This is a genomic window from Mesorhizobium sp. C399B, from assembly GCF_030323185.1.
GTDB lineage: Bacteria > Pseudomonadota > Alphaproteobacteria > Rhizobiales > Rhizobiaceae > Mesorhizobium.
This window is the reverse complement of record NZ_CP100472.1, coordinates 4538962-4555439: the sequence shown is the minus strand read 5'-3', so window position 1 is coordinate 4555439 and position 16478 is coordinate 4538962. Positions and strand designations below refer to the sequence as shown.

Annotated in this window: 19 protein-coding genes, 1 pseudogene and 1 riboswitch; of the genes and pseudogenes, 12 read left to right on the top strand and 8 right to left on the bottom strand. The window is 58.2% G+C overall.

The annotated features are described in order from the left end of the window. Positions 1-669 (bottom strand): GntR family transcriptional regulator, encoded by a 669-nt coding sequence (locus tag NLY36_RS21695; protein WP_032904552.1) that lies wholly within the window; start codon positions 667-669, stop codon positions 1-3. A gap of 847 nt (positions 670-1516) precedes the next feature. Here NLY36_RS21695 and hemA point away from each other — a divergent pair. The 8 genes from hemA (at position 1517) to NLY36_RS21655 (ending at position 10175) form a co-directional block, all read left to right on the top strand. After that, the gene (hemA, locus tag NLY36_RS21690) at positions 1517-2728 is read left to right on the top strand and encodes a 5-aminolevulinate synthase (protein ID WP_023737076.1); all 1212 of its coding nucleotides are present in this window, start codon (positions 1517-1519) and stop codon (positions 2726-2728) included. A gap of 570 nt (positions 2729-3298) precedes the next feature. After that, positions 3299-4603 (top strand): ATP-grasp domain-containing protein, encoded by a 1305-nt coding sequence (locus tag NLY36_RS21685; RefSeq protein ID WP_023737077.1) that lies wholly within the window; start codon positions 3299-3301, stop codon positions 4601-4603. 223 nt (positions 4604-4826) lie between these two features. Then, a riboswitch (TPP riboswitch) is annotated at positions 4827-4943 on the top strand. Positions 4944-5046: 103 nt separating this feature from the next. Next, positions 5047-6882 carry a phosphomethylpyrimidine synthase ThiC gene (gene thiC / locus NLY36_RS21680; protein WP_023737078.1) on the top strand — a complete coding sequence of 612 codons (1836 nt, stop codon included), beginning with the start codon at positions 5047-5049 and terminating at the stop codon, positions 6880-6882. Further along, a complete protein-coding gene (gene thiO, locus NLY36_RS21675; RefSeq protein ID WP_023737079.1) occupies positions 6879-7880 on the top strand; it encodes a glycine oxidase ThiO in 1002 nt (333 codons plus the stop codon). Before thiC ends, thiO begins: the two co-directional genes overlap by 4 nt. After that, positions 7849-8046, top strand: coding sequence for a sulfur carrier protein ThiS (gene thiS, locus NLY36_RS21670; protein WP_023737080.1), 198 nt, complete (start codon positions 7849-7851; stop codon positions 8044-8046). The genes thiO and thiS overlap by 32 nt, the downstream gene beginning before the upstream one ends. 1 nt (position 8047) lies before the next feature. Continuing rightward, a complete protein-coding gene (locus tag NLY36_RS21665) occupies positions 8048-8821 on the top strand; it encodes a thiazole synthase (RefSeq protein WP_023737081.1) in 774 nt (257 codons plus the stop codon). After that, positions 8818-9423 carry a thiamine phosphate synthase gene (locus tag NLY36_RS21660; RefSeq protein WP_023737082.1) on the top strand — a complete coding sequence of 202 codons (606 nt, stop codon included), beginning with the start codon at positions 8818-8820 and terminating at the stop codon, positions 9421-9423. Before NLY36_RS21665 ends, NLY36_RS21660 begins: the two co-directional genes overlap by 4 nt. Beyond that, complete coding sequence (locus NLY36_RS21655; protein ID WP_023737083.1) at positions 9414-10175, top strand: hydroxymethylpyrimidine/phosphomethylpyrimidine kinase; 762 nt, start codon at positions 9414-9416, stop codon at positions 10173-10175. Before NLY36_RS21660 ends, NLY36_RS21655 begins: the two co-directional genes overlap by 10 nt. A 21-nt stretch (positions 10176-10196) precedes the next feature. On the opposite strand, the gene NLY36_RS21650 is transcribed toward NLY36_RS21655, so the two are convergent. The 3 genes from NLY36_RS21650 to NLY36_RS21640 all read right to left on the bottom strand — a co-directional run bounded on the left by NLY36_RS21650 (position 10197) and on the right by NLY36_RS21640 (position 11567). Further along, positions 10197-10370, bottom strand: coding sequence for a hypothetical protein (locus NLY36_RS21650; protein ID WP_023737084.1), 174 nt, complete (start codon positions 10368-10370; stop codon positions 10197-10199). A gap of 106 nt (positions 10371-10476) precedes the next feature. Beyond that, positions 10477-11319, bottom strand: coding sequence for a hypothetical protein (locus NLY36_RS21645; RefSeq protein WP_023737085.1), 843 nt, complete (start codon positions 11317-11319; stop codon positions 10477-10479). A 23-nt stretch (positions 11320-11342) separates the two neighbouring features. Further along, the gene (locus NLY36_RS21640) at positions 11343-11567 is read right to left on the bottom strand and encodes a DUF6471 domain-containing protein (protein ID WP_023737086.1); all 225 of its coding nucleotides are present in this window, start codon (positions 11565-11567) and stop codon (positions 11343-11345) included. A 105-nt stretch (positions 11568-11672) separates the two neighbouring features. Between NLY36_RS21640 and NLY36_RS21635 the strand changes: the two are divergent. The 3 genes and pseudogenes from NLY36_RS21635 (at position 11673) to NLY36_RS21625 (ending at position 13552) form a co-directional block, all read left to right on the top strand. Beyond that, positions 11673-12640, top strand: a pseudogene (locus NLY36_RS21635) (IS1595 family transposase). Positions 12641-12786: 146 nt separating this feature from the next. Then, on the top strand, positions 12787-13173 hold the full coding sequence (locus NLY36_RS21630; protein ID WP_023737087.1) for a type II toxin-antitoxin system RelE/ParE family toxin: 387 nt from the start codon (positions 12787-12789) through the stop codon (positions 13171-13173). Continuing rightward, positions 13160-13552, top strand: a complete 393-nt coding sequence (locus tag NLY36_RS21625) for a helix-turn-helix domain-containing protein (RefSeq protein WP_023737088.1) — start codon at positions 13160-13162, stop codon at positions 13550-13552. Before NLY36_RS21630 ends, NLY36_RS21625 begins: the two co-directional genes overlap by 14 nt. Positions 13553-13562: 10 nt before the next feature. Here NLY36_RS21625 and NLY36_RS21620 read toward each other — a convergent pair whose 3' ends face one another. Further along, entirely contained in the window at positions 13563-13793 is a 231-nt protein-coding gene (locus tag NLY36_RS21620) for a VOC family protein (protein WP_084026287.1), read from the bottom strand. Between NLY36_RS21620 and NLY36_RS21615 the strand changes: the two genes are divergently transcribed. Next, positions 13792-13959 carry a YegP family protein gene (locus NLY36_RS21615; protein WP_084026288.1) on the top strand — a complete coding sequence of 56 codons (168 nt, stop codon included), beginning with the start codon at positions 13792-13794 and terminating at the stop codon, positions 13957-13959. The genes NLY36_RS21620 and NLY36_RS21615 overlap by 2 nt on opposite strands. Before the next feature lie 85 nt (positions 13960-14044). Here the strand turns inward: NLY36_RS21615 and NLY36_RS21610 are convergent, their stop codons facing one another. The 3 genes from NLY36_RS21610 to NLY36_RS31640 all read right to left on the bottom strand — a co-directional run bounded on the left by NLY36_RS21610 (position 14045) and on the right by NLY36_RS31640 (position 16299). Further along, the gene (locus NLY36_RS21610) at positions 14045-14419 is read right to left on the bottom strand and encodes a hypothetical protein (RefSeq protein WP_023737089.1); all 375 of its coding nucleotides are present in this window, start codon (positions 14417-14419) and stop codon (positions 14045-14047) included. A gap of 378 nt (positions 14420-14797) precedes the next feature. Beyond that, a complete protein-coding gene (locus tag NLY36_RS21605) occupies positions 14798-15319 on the bottom strand; it encodes a hypothetical protein (protein ID WP_023737090.1) in 522 nt (173 codons plus the stop codon). Positions 15320-15732: 413 nt separating this feature from the next. After that, entirely contained in the window at positions 15733-16299 is a 567-nt protein-coding gene (locus NLY36_RS31640) for a hypothetical protein (protein WP_348524918.1), read from the bottom strand. Positions 16300-16478 lie beyond the last annotated feature (179 nt).

Below are 16478 nucleotides of genomic sequence, written 5' to 3'. Positions count from 1 at the left end.
TCAGCCGGAGCCGCGCTCGTCGAAATAGCGCAGAAAACCATGTGAGCCTCGCTGGATGTCGTTCTCGATCGCCTCGCGGGCCCTCTTCCTGTCGCCAGCCCTCAAGGCCTCGATGAGATGGTCATGTTCTTCCGCGCCGGTGTACCCGCGCGGAATTTCCCGATCGTAAACGTTAAGGATTGGACCCATCGAGGCCCACATGCTTTCGATCTGTCCGATCAGCATCGGCATACGCGACAGGCGGTAGACGCCGAAGTGGAAAGCGCGATTGGAGGATCGCGCTTCCTTGATGTTACCGGCCTTATGGCTCTCTACAAATGAGGCGCGGAAGGTCTCAAGCTGTTCGAGATCGGCGGGGGCAAAATGGTCGGCAGCGTGTTCTGCCGCAAGCCCTTCAAGTGCCACGCGGATCAGCTTGATCTGAATGTAGCGGGCGCGGCTGAGGTCTGGCACCGCGGCGAACCTGCCGGAGCGCAACTCGAGCGCCTGCTCGCTGACGAGCCGCAGACAGGCTTCGCGCACCGGCGTAATGCTGGTTCCGAGCTGCTCGGCAAGATCCTGCATAAGGAGACGATCGCCCGGCGCGAAATTGCCGATGATCAAGCCATCCCGCACCTTGCTGTAAATCCGCGCGGACAGGCTGCCCATCTCCTCGGGCTGCATCTTCATAGGGCCCATGGGACTCCCCTCGTCTGTGCTGCAGCTCTACGGAAATGTCGATTGACGCGTTTCACTACGTTTATAAGTTATAATCGCTGCCTATATTTTGTTATTCAGCGGCAGACAAGTACGTGCACGTTAATTGTCTGCAGCAAACATGTCCGTTTCATAATATTTGTGAAAATTTTGTTTCATAAAAAAAACAAGGAGACCCTTCTTTTCCGATTCTGACAATGGAATGTGACGACAAAAAAGGCGCGATCTCATCTGCGTGGCATGAGTTGGTGTGCGAGAGATGATGACATCTGAAGGAGCCGGGAAGCTTACATGTCAATTTCCAGTCTGATGGGCAGAAATTTCCGATTCTGAGGCGACTCCGAACCGGCTGGACCGACGATGACGTCGGCACCGTCAAGATGATCCGGCAGGCCAGCACGTCCAAAAGCTGCGTATGGCGTTTGCAGAGCGTTTCGCCGCAGAAGGGCTTCAAGGGCTGTTGCGCGACAAGACGCGGCCCTCGCGCATTGCGGCTCTCGGGCCCGAAAGCCCGCCGAGCGCAGCTCTGACAAGGCCGCGACAGGAATTGAACGACGACTGGCCAGAATTATGAATCCCTTGCGACACTATGCAATTTCAGACATTTCAGTAACAAATAGATTTAACATTCTCTTCACTTGCACTTTGGGGCGCGTTACCCGATTAGCTGGAGCGGCCGAAACCCCCGCAGGATCAAGCGCGTAGTCGAAATCCAATCTTGCTGGTGCTTGTCGAGGGATGCGACGCGATGGGCCGGCGCAGGTGCGCTGTGAAGCAGCACTGAGCGCGCCGAAAAACGGCTTCCCAACAGGAGATTGATTTGGATTATGTGCAGTATTTCGCCGGAAGAATCGAGCAACTCAAAGGCCGTGGCGGGTATCGTGAATTTGCCGATCTGGAGCGTCAGTCTGGCAACTTCCCAAAGGCCTGGCTCAATAGGCCCGACGGCCGAAAAGAGATAACCATTTGGTGCACTAATGATTATCTCGGTATGGGGCAGCACCCCAAAGTGCTATCGGCAATGAAGCGCGCCATCGATGCCAACGGCGCAGGATCGGGAGGATCCCGCAACATTGGTGGCACCAACCATTACCACGTGTTGCTCGAGCGGGAGCTTGCAGATTTCCACAATAAGGAAGCAGGATTGATTTTTGTTTCCGGCTTCAGCTCAAACGATTCATCCTTGAGTACATTGGCATCTTTGATGCCGGACACAATTATTTTTTCTGACGAGCACAACCACGCTTCAATTATTAGTGGATGCCGCAACAGCCGGGCCGAAAAGCGCGTCTTCCGGCATAACGACGTTGCGCATTTGCGGGAGCTTCTGCGCAGTGTAAATCCTGCAAGACCCAAGATCATTGTTTTTGAATCGGTATATTCAATGGACGGTGACATTTCACCGATCAAAGATATCTGTGACATGGCGGACGAATTTGGCGCAATGACGTTTCTGGATGAAGTTCATGCATCGGGAATGTACGGTCCGAAAGGCGCCGGCATTGCCGCGGAACTTGGCATCATGGATCGTCCAACCATCATCGAAGGGACGCTAGGTAAGGCGTTCGGCTCGATGGGGGGTTATGTGACCGGACCTGCCTCCATTGTTGACAGCATACGAAGCTTCTCGATCGGTTTCATTTTCACCACGGCGCTTGCGCCAGCGCTGGCGGCTGGTGCGCTGGCAGCGCTGCGCCATCTTCGCGATTCAGATTCAGAACGAATTGATCTGCACCGGAAAACGAAACTTTTAATCGGATTGCTGAAAGAGGCGGGCATCCCCGTCATGCCGACCCGAAGCCACATCATTCCTGTGCTTATTGGTGATCCATTCCGTTGCAAGGAAGCGTCCCGCCAGCTTCTGGATCAGCATGGAATATACGTTCAGCCAATTCTGGCGCCGAGTGTTCCGGTGGGAACCGAGCGGTTCAGGGTGACGGTTACGCCTGCCCATAGTACGACAGATATTCGGACGTTCGTCGATGCGCTCAGGCAGGTTCTGCTGCGGGACAATCTTGGCAAGGCTGCCTAATGTAAATGCTGGGAACGACAGGGCGCGCAGCCTCAGACCTGATTATATCAGCCGGGCTCGCCGAGGTGGAAGCGGCGGTCAGCGATCCGGTTCTGACGCCCGATCGCATCTTCGAATGTCATCGGAAAGCAGTTCCGTAACCCGCAATGACAGCTTTCGCGATCTTAAATGATGTGACTCCATAATTGAATGGGGCCGTTTGACGGCTCGCAGCTTACACATCGGGCCGGTTCCAGATTCAGGGCTCACCATGAGCCAGTATGACCAGAGCGCATGTTCTTGTGCTGCGAGTTTGATGTGGCTTGGCGTGCCCTACCCGAGGGGCAGGTCACGCCCAGGCCCACGGGATCACACACCAACCCCAGCTAACCTGGTTTGAACGGAGCAAGCCTCCGACGCCGCCCTAATCAACAACGCTGCAACAGATCCTTCAAATCAATTTACAAGATTTTTACAAGCGTCAGTCGTTGACAATGGTACGGCACCGCGAGTCTGAGGTCCGGCACGGCCATAAAAGTGACGCCGGTACCCTCGGACCGCCGCCAGCACGCAACATCGGGATTAACAGCAATGGTAAGAAGAAGAGCGCTCATATTGGTCGAAGGCCATAGGGGTACTGGTCAGCTATACGTCCAAGCGGCTCAGTGTCTTGGTCTTCATCCAATTACTCTGACGGCTGATCCACCTCGGTACGACTATCTTTCGGCGGAAAACGTTGAGGCAATCCGTGTCGACACTGGCAATCTCGAAGCGTTGGTCCGCGAATGTTCGCGGCTGCGTGCTACCCACGACATTGCTGGCATTACTGGCTTTGCCGGGGACCATGAATCGATCTATGCGACAGTTGGCAAGCTTTGCCGGCATTTCGATCTACCGGGACCGAACCCTGAATCGATTGAACGAAGCTGCGACAAATTCAAGCAACGCCAACTCCTCGCGCAGGCCGGCGTTCCAATACCGGCCTATCGGTTGGCAACGAATGCGGCGGAGGTAGAAAGCTCGGCTGCAGAGATCGGCCTGCCCGTGATTCTTAAGCCGGCAGTAGGCAGCGGCAGCATCGGTGTCCGATTGTGCCGCAGCCTCGAAGACGTAGCCGAACATACGACTTATCTATTGGGCGGAAAGCACATATGGCGGTCTACACCGAAAATACTCGTCGAAGAATTCGCACAGGGCCCGTTCTATAGCATTAATGTTATGGGGAATGAGGTCGTTGCGATTTGCGCCAATGACTTTGGTCCCCTCCCCCATTTCGTCATACGTGAGGTGACGTATCCGGCCCTGCTAACCGATCAGGAGCGTGAGCGCATCGCCGATGTTTCGCTGAGCTGTTTGCGGGCTCTCGGCCTTGGCTGGGGGCCAACTAACGTTGAACTCCGGTGCACGAAACGCGGTCCAGTTGTCATTGAAGTCAATCCGCGTCTTAGTGGCGCGCCCGACCCTCAACTGGTCCAGTTAGCTTACGGTGTCGACCTCGTCGCCGAGCACATCAAGCTTGTCATTGGCGAGGAATGGGATCTGCGCAAAAAGCATTCGCATACCGCGGCCGCGCGATTCCTGCTTCCTGATCAAGATGGCACCCTGGACTGGATTGGTGGCGACACTCAGGCAGCTGCTATATCCGGTGTGGCCGAGGTCAAATTGAATGTTGAACCCAAGACACCGATCGTCAGGAAGGGGGATTTCCGAGACTGGATTGGACATGTCATTGCCACTTCACCCAGCCGTGCTGAAACCGAGGGCGCCCTTCAGCGAGCGGTCGCCTTGATCGATTGGTCGATCACCCCTTTTCCGGCGACAATAGGAGGTGATCGAGAGCACGATGTTTGTGGGGCGTTCGGGCGTCCCACCAGTTCTGTTCCGATCAGGCATTGACGGCTTAAGATCCTTGAAACGCAGCAGTTCCGTCTACGTCAATGTCACATCAAGTTTGACGAGGCAAATGCAGCTTTGGCCACACCTGCCCTATCTCCCGCGGAACTTCTCCGCGACCCGTGGCGAGGCCGTCGGCCCAATTTGGCCCCAATTTGATTGCCGCCCACCGCCGCCGCAGGACGAACACGCGCTTGACAAGACAACCCCGGCCCGTTCAACTTGAGGCATTCACCAGGGGAGTCCCGGCAAGGGGCTGAGATACTGCTGGCTTTCGCGGCGCAGTGACCCGTTGAACCTGATCCAGTTCATACTGGCGTAGGGACGGTGCAAGCGCTCTGCGGGAGTTCACGCCCGAGGTCCTGTTTCGGCAGGTCGACAGAAGCGTCTTTTCATCCTTCCGGCACAGAACTGGGTCTCCAATGCATGAGCAAAGGAGCCTCAAGATGAATGCCCTCACCCCAGCCGTCTCAACGGGACCGCTGCCTGCTTCGCGTAAGATCCACAAGCCCGGTGCCATCCACCCGCAGATCCGGGTGCCGATGCGCGAAATCTCCGTCCATCCGACAGCCGGCGAACCGCCCGTCACCGTCTACGACCCGTCGGGCTCCTATACCGATCCGGCTGTCGAAACCAGCATCCAAAAAGGCCTGGCCCGGCTTCGCCACGAATGGATCTTGGCGCGCGGCGATGTCCAGGACTGTGACGGCCGCCACGTCCGGCCGGAGGACAACGGATTCGCGACGGGCGAACGCCTGACGCCAGAATTTCCCATCCGCCACCGACCGCTCAGAGCCAAAGCAGGCAAGGCGGTGACGCAGCTTGCCTATGCACGCGCCGGCATCATCACACCCGAAATGGAGTTCGTCGCCATCCGCGAGAACCTTGGTCGCGAGATCCTGCACGGCAAGGTTGAGCGCGACGGCGAGGCTTTCGGCGCGATGCTGCCCGATTTCGTCACGCCCGAATTCGTCCGCGACGAGGTGGCGCGCGGACGGGCGATCATTCCCGCCAACATCAACCATCCCGAAAGCGAGCCGATGATCATCGGCCGCAATTTCCTGGTGAAGATCAACGCCAATATCGGCAACTCCGCTGTCACCTCCTCGATGGCCGAGGAGGTTGAAAAGATGGTCTGGGCGATTCGCTGGGGCGCCGATACGGTGATGGACCTGTCGACCGGCCGCAACATTCACAACATCCGGGACTGGATCGTGCGCAACGCACCGGTGCCGATCGGCACGGTGCCACTCTACCAGGCGCTCGAGAAGGTTGGCGGCATTGCCGAGGATCTGACCTGGGAGGTGTACCGCGACACGCTGATCGAACAGGCCGAGCAGGGCGTCGACTATTTCACCATCCACGCCGGCGTGCGGCTGCATTATATCCCGCTGACCGTCGACCGGGTCACGGGTATCGTCTCGCGCGGCGGGTCGATCATGGCCAAGTGGTGCCTGCACCATCACCGGGAAAGCTTCCTCTACGAGCATTTCGCGGAAATCTGCGACATCGCCAGAGCCTACGACGTATCCTTTTCGCTCGGCGACGGCCTTCGTCCGGGCTCGATCGCCGATGCCAACGACGCGGCGCAGTTCGCCGAGTTGGAGACGCTCGGCGAGTTGACGCAGATCGCCTGGGCGAAGGATTGCCAGGTGATGATCGAGGGGCCTGGCCACGTGCCGATGCACAAAATCAAGGCGAACATGGACAAGCAACTCGCCGTCTGCGGCGAGGCGCCGTTCTATACGCTTGGACCGCTGACGACCGACATCGCGCCGGGCTATGACCACATCACCTCAGGCATTGGCGCCGCGATGATCGGCTGGTTCGGCACCGCCATGCTCTGCTACGTCACGCCCAAGGAGCATCTCGGCCTTCCCGATCGCAACGACGTCAAGATCGGCGTGATCACCTACAAGATCGCCGCCCACGCCGCCGACCTGGCGAAGGGCCATCCGGCAGCGAAAGTCAGGGATGATGCGCTTTCCCGCGCGCGCTTCGAGTTCCGCTGGGAGGACCAGTTCAACCTGTCGCTCGATCCGGAAACGGCGCGGTCCTTCCACGACCAGACTTTGCCCAAGGAAGCGCACAAGGTGGCGCATTTCTGCTCGATGTGCGGACCGAAATTCTGCTCGATGCGTATCTCTCACGACATCCGTGCCGAGGCGCAGAAAGAGGGCATGGCGGCGATGGCGGCGAAATACCGCGAGGGCGGTGATCTCTACCTGCCGGCGGACGAGACCGGCGCACCGCTCATACCTCAGCCACGTGAGCCATCATGAAGGTCTTGGTCAAAGGAGCGGGCGTTGCTGGCCTCACCGCCGCCTTCGAGTTCGCCGCACGCGGCGCGGCGGTTACCGTTGCCGAGACAAGGCCTGCCCTTGGGGGCAATGCGTCGTGGTTCGCCGGTGGCATGTTGGCGCCGTGGTGCGAGCGTGAAAGCGCCGAGCAGCCGGTGCTGGATCTCGGAAGCGACGCCGCCGACTGGTGGGACGCCGCAACGCCAGGCTTGGTAGCACGACGGGGAACGCTGGTCTTGGCCGCGCCGCGCGATGCGGGCGAGCTCGACCGGTTCGCCAGCCGCACGACGGGCTATCGGCGTGTCGAGGAAGATGAAATTGCGCTCCTGGAACCCGACCTCGCCGGCCGCTTCCGGCGTGGATTGCTCTTCCCCGACGAGGCTCACCTCGACCCACGCCAGGCGATGGCGGCACTTCATGACAAGCTCGCGGCCACGGGGGTCGAGTTCCGCTTCGGCGCCGACGCCCGGCCTGTTTCGGGTTTCGCCCGTCAGATAGACTGCATGGGAATGGCAGCGGCCTATGACAGGTTGCGTGGCGTTCGCGGCGAAATGCTGATTCTTCGTACGCCTGATGTCTCGCTGTCGCGGCCGGTCCGTTTGCTGCATCCGCGCTTTCCGCTTTATGCCGTGCCGCGCACCGATCACCGTTTCATGGTTGGTGCGACGATGATTGAAAGCCAGTCCGCCGGACCAATCACGGCGCGCTCCATGATGGAGCTTCTGGGTACCGCCTATGCCCTCCACCCGGCCTTTGGCGAGGCCGAGATCGTTGAAACCGGTGTCGGCGTCCGCCCAGCCTTTCCCGACAATTTGCCGCGCGTCGAAACGAACGGTGAAATCATCGCGATCAACGGGCTCTATCGTCACGGTTTTCTCCTGGCTCCCGCCATGGCGCGCCAGGCTGCCGACCTGGTTTTCAGTCAAGACAGAACCAAGGAGCTTGCTCATGAAACTGATGGTCAACGGCGAAGCGCATGAGGTTGCCGCCACCACGCTGGCCGGGCTGCTTGCCGCGCTTGACTACGAGGGCGATTGGCTGGCGACGGCCGTCAACAACGACCTCGTGCACAAAGCCAACCGGGCGGAATTCCAATTGAACGACGGCGACCGGATAGAAATCCTCTCGCCCATGCAGGGAGGCTAGCATGTTCGACCTTCTTGGAACGACGCTTCCCTCCCGACTGCTTCTCGGCACGGCTCAATATCCTTCGCCGGCCATCCTTGCCGATGCGGTCAGGGCATCGGGCACGGCGGTGGTGACCGTCTCGTTGCGCCGTGAGATGGCAGGCGGCAGGGCCGGCGAAAAATTCTGGTCGTTGATCCGATCGCTCGGCGTCAAAATCCTGCCCAACACTGCTGGCTGCCACTCCGTCAAGGAAGCTGTCACGACCGCGAAGATGGCGCGAGAAGTCTTCGGCACGAGCTGGATCAAGCTCGAAGTGATCGGCAACCATGACACGCTGCAGCCGGATGTTTTCGGTCTGGTCGAAGCCGCCCGCATCCTGTGCGAGGACGGTTTTGCTGTATTCCCCTATACCACAGATGACCTTGTCGTCGCCGAGCGGCTGCTGGAGGCGGGCTGCAAGGTCTTGATGCCCTGGTGTGCACCGATCGGTTCCGCCCTCGGGCCGGTCAACATTCCGGCGCTGCGCTCGATGCGCGCACATTTCCCTGAGGTACCTCTGATTGTGGATGCAGGGCTTGGGCGGCCGTCACACGCGGCGACTGTCATGGAACTCGGCTTTGATGCCGTTCTCCTGAACACCGCGGTTGCCAAGGCGGTCGATCCGGTCGGCATGGCGCGCGCGTTCGGCAAGGCGGTCGAGGCCGGTCGTGAAGCTTTCAGCTCGGGAATGCTCGAACCGCGCGACGTCGCCATGCCATCGACACCGACCATCGGCAGGGCAGTATTTTCATGAAGCTCGATCCCTTCTACCTGATCGTCGACAGCGCTGCCTGCATCGAACGGCTGGTGCCGCTCGGCGTCAAGCTGGTGCAGCTGCGCATCAAGGATAGGGACGAGGCCACGCTGCGGACGGAAATCCGCCGCGCGAACGGCGTCTGCGCGGTCCATGGTTGCCAACTGATCGTCAACGACTATTGGCGGCTCGCAATTGAGGAAGGCTGCGACTTTGTCCATCTCGGCCAAGAGGATTTGGCCGCGGCCGACCTGCTGGCGATTAAGTACGCCGGATTGAAGCTCGGGCTTTCCACGCACGATCATCTCGAACTGGAAACGGCCATCGCTGCCGAGCCCGACTATATCGCACTCGGCCCCATCTATCCCACCATCCTGAAGAAGATGAAGTGGGCGCCGCAAGGGCTCGAACGGATCGGCGAATGGAAGCGCCGGGTCGCGCCGATCCCGTTGGTCGCCGTTGGCGGCCTCAACCCTGATCGGCTCGACGGCGTTTTCGAGGTTGGCGCAGACAGCGCGGCAGTGGTGACCGACATCACGTTGAATGCCGATCCCGAAGCGCGCACGCGGCAATGGATCGAAAAGACAAAGCCATGGCGCTAGGGCGGGAACCGCATGTGCTCGTGGTCGGCGGTTCGGACTCCAGCGGCGGAGCCGGAATAGCACGGGATATCGAGACGATCTCTTCCATTGGCGTGCGCACCTGCCTTGCTGTCACCGCGCTAACGGTGCAGACGCACCATGCGGTCATGGAAATCCACTCTATGCAACCCGGTCTGGTGGCCGGTCAGATGCGTGCGGGGTTGCAGGCCAACAAAGTGGCGGCCATCAAGATCGGGATGCTCGCCACGGTCGAGATCGTCATTGCGGTTGCCGGAGTGCTGCGCGAAAATCCGCAGGTCCCGGCAGTGCTCGACCCGGTGCTGGCGTCGACGTCAGGCCGGGCGCTCCTGGAAGCCGGCGCCATCGCCGCCCTGAAATGGGATCTGATGCCATTTTGCCGTCTGGTCACCCCCAATCTCTTCGAGCTGGCACTCCTTGTTGGCTCGGAGCGGGCAGTGGATGAGGACGGCGTAGTGTGGCAAGGCCAAGAATTGCTGGCGGCCGGCGCGCGGGCTCTGCTGATCAAGGGCGGCCATGCAACGGGACCGCAATCAACCGATATTCTGTTGCGCCCCGATCACGAACCAGTCCGCTTTGACACGCCGCGTCTTGCCGCATCGATGCGCGGGACGGGCTGCATGCTGGCCAGCTCGATTGCGGCACATCTGGCGAAGGCGCAATCAATCGAGTACGCCGTGCGCCAGGGCAAGCTCTTTGTGTTAGAAAAGCTTCGGAAAACCCCAGCCGAATAGCCGTAGAGCCGGCTCAAGCGTTCAGCGGCTGACGCTGAAATGGAAGCCGTAGCCCTCCTGCCCTTTTTTCACAGGGCGTGACGGGATGAGGCCGCTTTGCAGATCGGAATTCAGCGGCGCCGAGACAAGCTGCCCTGCCAGGCCGGGAAAGTAACGGGACTCTTCCTGCGGCGAAGCGCACTGCCAGTCAGGCATGGGGATGCACTTGTGCGGTCTTATGTAGCAAACGCACCAAACCCGATGGGCGGGTAGGTGCGCCATGTTGATGATTGGCGCTTTCCTGGGAGCGGCGCTCTGCGGTTCAATCGGCGTTGAAGTCCCCGTCGATTCCCTTTTGGAAACGAAGTTCGTCCGCCGGTGTGTCCCCGTATCCGGGGCCGTAGCCCATGTTGCCCGGCATGTCCGCTCTGACAAGGTCGATAACACCCCCGGTTTGATGGCGCTCATCGGATACGACCAGCCAATAATGGACGCAGATTGCCAAACGCAATGGCGTTGGCGTCTTCTCTTCCCAGACGTCTCGCTGGAAATTCGCCGAAATGGCGTCCGTTATGGATTTCTCGATAGTAATATGGTGGACTTGGTAGGTGCTTTTGCCGGGGAAAATGCTGGCCCCGAGGTTCTTCGACATATGCTTACTCTGGGCATACATTTCGGTCAGAAGAGTATCCCGGCGGTCGTGAAAAGCCACAAATTTGGCAGTTATCCATACGCCTTTGGCCAACGTTCTGCCGATATTTTTGACGGTGAACCTGACCGCCATTTTCCCCTGCCTCTTTTCGCGGTCCCACTTAAGCGGGGAAACAATCTCAATTCCTTCTATTTCGATCCAAGCCCTTTGGTCAGCAATGAACGTTTGGCGGGAAAGCTGGTTGGCCTCGACGGCGGCGGCGGTTGCTTGCCGGTTCAATTCAAGGGTGCTTCTGACCAGCCACACGGCCCAAGTGCTAACGCCTACGCTGAAGAGAGCGGAGAACGCTGCGACCCACTGTGCGTACGTGTCAGACGGCGTAGTGTAGGTTTTCCAGAAGCCGGGCGGCTCGACTGGCTTCTGGTTCCCGCCGTTTGTCTGTTCGGTGTGTTGCTGTCGATTCTTGCTATCGGCTGGATCACGAAACCCCGGAACGGTCCAGACGACGAACAAAAGCGCAATCCCAAGGCCAATGACTAGGCCAAGTGCAACGTCTGCGAACCTATTGCGCTGAGACACTGAAGTAGAAACGCCGCCGTGAATTTGCCCCGAGAGAGCTTATTCCGCACGTTTACCTCTTTCTCGTCAACGCCAATCGCATTCAGCTTTTCAACGAGCTGCGAATAGGTGACGCCTTTCCGCTTCAATTCGGCTTTCAGGAGGTTTGCCGCTAGGGCTTCATAGTCGGTCTTTTCTGCCATACGTATCGCCTTTGTTAGAAAAGGTATCGTTTTTGATACATATGCCCTTGTGTGGGATACGTCAACGCGCTACCTACGTTACATAGGTAACGGAAACAGTACGTCATGGCACAACATTTCCTCCTTTCCGCCGAAAGCCGCACCCTCTCTCTCAAGGAGATTTACAAGGGTGGCGAGGAAAAGGCTTACGACACGTTCAAGCACCTTCGCTGGGCTTCGACGCAAGGCGAGCCGGTTTGCCCGAAATGCGGATGCCTGGATCATTACGACATTCCGACCCGTCGCAAGTTCAAGTGCGCCGCTTGCGGTGCGCAGTTCTCCGTCACGTCCGGCTCAATCTTCGCTTCGCGCAAGCTGTCGTTTGTCGATCTGTTGGCCGCGATCTGCCTGTTCGTCAACGGCGCGAAGGGCATGTCGGCGGTCCAGTTCTCCCGCGATCTGGACGTTCAATACAAGACCGCCTTCGTGCTGGCTCACAAGCTGCGCGAAGCCCTGTCGGCTGAAACCAAGAACGAAACCCTTCAAGGCGAAGTCGAGATCGACGGCGCTTACTGTTCGGCGGCGTGGTGCGCCATGAGAACCGCGTAGAGGACCGCAAGGACCGCCGCATGAAGGAGAACCAGTCAGACCGCCGCCGCGTTGTGATCGCCCTGCGCGAGCGCGCTGGCCGCACCTTGACGTTCATCCGTCAACGCGAAGCCGAAGGCGTCGAGATCGCCCGCGCTCGCATGCTGGCCGGGACCAAGCTGTTTGCGGACGAGGCGAGCCATTGGGACGCTTTGGAGGCTGATTACGCTTCGACCCGTATCAACCACTCGGCAAGCTACAGCGACGGCCACGGCAAGCATACGAACGTGGTGGAAAGCTATTTCAGCCGCCTTCGCCGCATGGTCGCCGGCCAGCACCACCACGTTTCGCACCGCTACCTCTACCAGTACGCCAACCATGCCGCATTGCTGGAAGACCATCGTCGCCGGTCAAATGGCGGCAACGCTTTCGCCTTGCTCGGTGGCGCGCTCAATCATTCTGTGAGTCGCGTATGGGCGGGCTATTGGCAGCGCAGCGTCGCTTGACTTCGATATGCTAGTTCTGGCATAAACGCGAAGCGCGAGATATTCTCGCGTTTGTGTGCGGGGGCAGATTCGCCGCCATTAAACGTAAGGGGACACGTACATGATAAAGAAAGCAATTTTGAAAAATAGAACAACGGGGACGTTAAATGACAAGGCAGGTTCTCTATATCGCATCAAGTGAGAAAGATCTGAAGCAGTTCCCAATTGAAGTAAAACAGGAGGTTGTGTTCGCACTTAGAGTTGCACAGGACGGCGGCAAATCTCGCTACGCAGTCCCGATGGTGGGTTTTAACGGCGCATCAGTGCCGGAGATAATCCTGAACCATAATGGTGACGCCTACAGAGCCGTTTATACCGTTCGCTTCAAAGAGGCAGTGTATGTCCTGCACGCTTTTATGAAGAAATCTAAGGTGGGCAGTGTGACTCCACGTGCGGATATGAACCTGATCCGCCGCAGGCTGAAAGAAGCCGAGGCGCATTATCAGAGGTATTTCGTGAGGAAGATCGAGAGGCAGCAAAATGGTGACACGTAGAGGAGATGAAAAGGTCGTTGAAAGTTCAGGTGACGTCTACCGTGATATGGGGATTGAACTTACCCCAGAGGAGACACTGAAGGTCGAACTGGCACTTGAATTTACTCGCATCGTGAATGATCGAGATTACACCCAGCGCGAGGTTGCGACCATAATTGGAGCTGACCAATCCAAGGTCTCAAACATTTTGAGAGGAAAGATCAAGGATTTTTCCATAGAGCGCCTACTTCGTTTTCTGCTGGCTTTGGGGACGGATTTTGATGTCCACCTATCGCCAACCAAGAACGAGGGGAAGATCGTTTCCATATCGAAGGAGGCTCGGGAGAAACCCAGAGAAGGTAGCGTGAGGGTTTATGCAAACGCGGCTGGTTGCCGATAGCTAGAACTGGCTACCCAAATAATCGGCGGACAATTTTCCGAAGTAGTCCGCCGGTCGGAATGTGGACAGTCGCTTGGATTTCGCCCTTATAGCGAGCCCAAGTGAGAGATTTGATGCGCTCTTTCGCCTCTTGTGGCGAACTCGCCTTGATCTCAATTCCCCATTCCGCGCCCTCGTGCCGGTACTCGAACAGGTACCGGTTGTAACTGCTGTCTGAACCAGAAAAGGACGTATCAGACATGTACTTCCACCTCTATCGAGACGTGAACGGTCAATACCGTTGGACACTCTATGCGGGGAACAACCGCAAGATCGCCAACGCTGGCGAAGGCTACCATAACCGGCTTGATTGCATAGCTGCCATCAATCTGGTCAAGGGTTCGGGGCCAGCACCCATTCGCGAGTAACTGACCCCGATTGGTTAACGGTGAAATTAACCTTGGCCCCGTTCGCGCGGGGCCTTTTTTAATAATAGGGCAGCTCGGTTAGGAATCAATTACCACGTTCGTCGCAGCATGGGAATCCGCCTTGTCTGTTCCCTGCCTTCCGCCTTCGCCAGCCCTTTGCCGTCTTGATGTTGTTCATGAGCGGCTTAACCAGCGCGGCATCCCATCCCTTCGCCCCGACGATCCGCGTTGCGGTTTCGCGGTTTGACGCGCTGCCGTCCGCTTCGTGCTTCAAGATCAGACTATAAAGCTCACCCTTGCGGAATCGGCTTGGCCTACGCCGTAGCGGCACGATCTGCGCCGGATCGCCCTTGTAGCCAAGGATCAACAGCACCGCGTCTATGTGCTGTAGCTGGTGAGCCAGGTCCGCACCCTTGAACCGGATCGCCCCGGAAATCTCGGATCGCTTCGCCACCAGCATATTGATGGCGTGTTCGTGTCGGGTTGAACGGACTATGGGCGCTACTCTTGGCATCCCCGGATTTTATGGGAACCCACCCTTTAAGTCGTGCAGGAAGTTGGTGCGTTTGCTACATAAGACCGGGCACATCCATGTCGGCGCATTCGTGCCGCGATGCGGCCCAAGAAAGAAGAGCGTACAAAACGGAAGCACCGAAATGCCCGCCAGCGGGACCAAGTCAGATCGGTGCAGGAGAAAGACCGTGGCCCTGAGACCGGCTCAACAGGGCGGCCGTAGGAGCATCAGCAACGCGCCGCCGTCAGGCGGGATGCGGAACGGACGGCTCCCGCGAAGGGCGCCGTTCTCTTTGAGCTGCGACCCTGGTGAGCGCCTTCGTGCCTAAAGCTGTGCCGTCGGGCTAAGCTTCAGCTTAAGATCGTTCTGAAAAGCCGAACATGGTTCGTCGAGGTAACCCTTGAGGGAAGGATCCTTGTCGGGTTCCCTGTTTTTCGACAAAATCGCCCTGCAGAATTTATATTGCGATTTGGCGGCATCGCACTGCTGGGTGTCCGCCTTGTAGCAAGCGTGGACCAAAACGGCTCCCACGTAATCATGCTGGACGTTGTTGGAAGAAAGGTGGGTCTGAATGTCTTGGAGAATGGCAACTCCATGGGACATCCCATCTGCTCCGGAGTAGGTCATTACGAGTTGACCGGGTCGTTCAAAGCCGCTTACCGAGCCGCTCCCTGCAACGTTCTCGTAGGTGCCAGACAAATCCGGGGCCGACGTGAATGTCACCTCGAAGGGGTGCCCCAGGCCGACGGGGGTGACATCCGTAAAGTCGGGACCGTAGTACACCGAGAGATACCACTCGCCCTCTGTAAGAGCGTTGGGGGCTTGCCCGAGCCCAAGGCGCTGCATGCTCTTGTCGATGACAGTCCGAACGACGTTGGACGTGCCCTGCTGGATCCTTCGCCGAAGCCGGTCCAGATGAAGGCGCCTACGGCCAACACAGCCACACCCAGCAGGCCGAACCTCGCACCTGTTGACTTCGTTTCACGCCCGGGATCGATTTCCGGCTGGTCCTGCATCCGCCCCCCGCAACGCTCGTCGGGAACAACTTGGGACCCGATTATGGGCCCCAAGGGATCGGTCAGCAGGCTTCCAGATGAACTTTCTTCTTCATGTGCATTCCTCCTCGACTCAAGGGCACTTGCCGTGCGGAGCCGAACACACGCAGTATGGAGATGATAACCCGATTGCGGCTTTCAAGTGTCCTCGCATCCCCCGAGGGCGCCACCTGATCTCTCGGGCAACCTTGTTCGGCGCCGCAGTTATTGAGGCGGCCGGCTTGGAAGCAGTTCCTTATGGCCCTCATGCATAAACCAGAGCACCCGTTTGAGATGACTGCGAAGGGCCTTACGGGCGCGGATTGGCTCTTTGACCGGATCGATACCCAGTACATCCAGCGCCATCTCCTCTTCGCTGGCACTGTCGGCGCAAGCGTCCATGAGCTTCAAATAGAGCTCGAAATGCTTGTCATCATATGCGGTTAGGCTTTCCGACCAGGGGACTTCCGTTGCAATGGTTGGATCAGGCATTGGGCGCGATCTGCTTTTCATCCATGTCTCGCTTTGGCGATGAACCAGGCCGCCGTTCCAATTCAGAATATCTCCATCTAGCGCACTTTCAACCGTTCTCGGCCTTCTTCGGACAGTGCCCAATCGTTGCATATGGTCGTGGGTTCCGAATTGGCGCGCGGCTGCTCGCGACCAATACATCCTCAACTTGGCGAGGCGATGTAACGCCGGCTGAACCAGAATGGCGCGGCTATTGAGCATCGCCGATTGGATCGAACCTCTTATTTTAGCTTCGTGATAATCTTGTCTGGATGCTTGCAAGCGTCCATCATGCCGCCGTCCATACGCTTAAGGATCTCGCCCATCACCGTACGAGCAGCAAACATTTCCAAACTCGATCTTGCAACTTGAGGCTTTGTGTTACTGCATAGCTGCATTGCACAAAGTGTGTTTGCGCATTGCACAACTTTTAGCCATTAAGCTTACAGCTGATGCACGCG

What these genes read in the sequence shown, in the direction of transcription:
- thiO (WP_023737079.1), top strand. Translation starts at nt 6,879, where the DNA reads ATGAAGGTCTTGGTCAAAGGAGCGGGCGTTGCTGGCCTCACCGCCGCC.
- NLY36_RS21625 (WP_023737088.1), top strand. Translation starts at nt 13,160, where the DNA reads ATGGTGACACGTAGAGGAGATGAAAAGGTCGTTGAAAGTTCAGGTGAC.
- NLY36_RS21605 (WP_023737090.1), bottom strand. Translation starts at nt 15,319, where the DNA reads ATGCAGCGCCTTGGGCTCGGGCAAGCCCCCAACGCTCTTACAGAGGGC.
- NLY36_RS21630 (WP_023737087.1), top strand. Translation starts at nt 12,787, where the DNA reads ATGACAAGGCAGGTTCTCTATATCGCATCAAGTGAGAAAGATCTGAAG.
- NLY36_RS21665 (WP_023737081.1), top strand. Translation starts at nt 8,048, where the DNA reads ATGTTCGACCTTCTTGGAACGACGCTTCCCTCCCGACTGCTTCTCGGC.
- NLY36_RS21640 (WP_023737086.1), bottom strand. Translation starts at nt 11,567, where the DNA reads ATGGCAGAAAAGACCGACTATGAAGCCCTAGCGGCAAACCTCCTGAAA.
- thiS (WP_023737080.1), top strand. Translation starts at nt 7,849, where the DNA reads ATGAAACTGATGGTCAACGGCGAAGCGCATGAGGTTGCCGCCACCACG.
- NLY36_RS21650 (WP_023737084.1), bottom strand. Translation starts at nt 10,370, where the DNA reads ATGCCTGACTGGCAGTGCGCTTCGCCGCAGGAAGAGTCCCGTTACTTT.
- thiC (WP_023737078.1), top strand. Translation starts at nt 5,047, where the DNA reads ATGAATGCCCTCACCCCAGCCGTCTCAACGGGACCGCTGCCTGCTTCG.
- NLY36_RS21655 (WP_023737083.1), top strand. Translation starts at nt 9,414, where the DNA reads ATGGCGCTAGGGCGGGAACCGCATGTGCTCGTGGTCGGCGGTTCGGAC.
- NLY36_RS21610 (WP_023737089.1), bottom strand. Translation starts at nt 14,419, where the DNA reads ATGCTGGTGGCGAAGCGATCCGAGATTTCCGGGGCGATCCGGTTCAAG.
- NLY36_RS21685 (WP_023737077.1), top strand. Translation starts at nt 3,299, where the DNA reads ATGGTAAGAAGAAGAGCGCTCATATTGGTCGAAGGCCATAGGGGTACT.
- NLY36_RS21615 (WP_084026288.1), top strand. Translation starts at nt 13,792, where the DNA reads ATGTACTTCCACCTCTATCGAGACGTGAACGGTCAATACCGTTGGACA.
- NLY36_RS21660 (WP_023737082.1), top strand. Translation starts at nt 8,818, where the DNA reads ATGAAGCTCGATCCCTTCTACCTGATCGTCGACAGCGCTGCCTGCATC.
- NLY36_RS21620 (WP_084026287.1), bottom strand. Translation starts at nt 13,793, where the DNA reads ATGTCTGATACGTCCTTTTCTGGTTCAGACAGCAGTTACAACCGGTAC.
- NLY36_RS21695 (WP_032904552.1), bottom strand. Translation starts at nt 669, where the DNA reads ATGAAGATGCAGCCCGAGGAGATGGGCAGCCTGTCCGCGCGGATTTAC.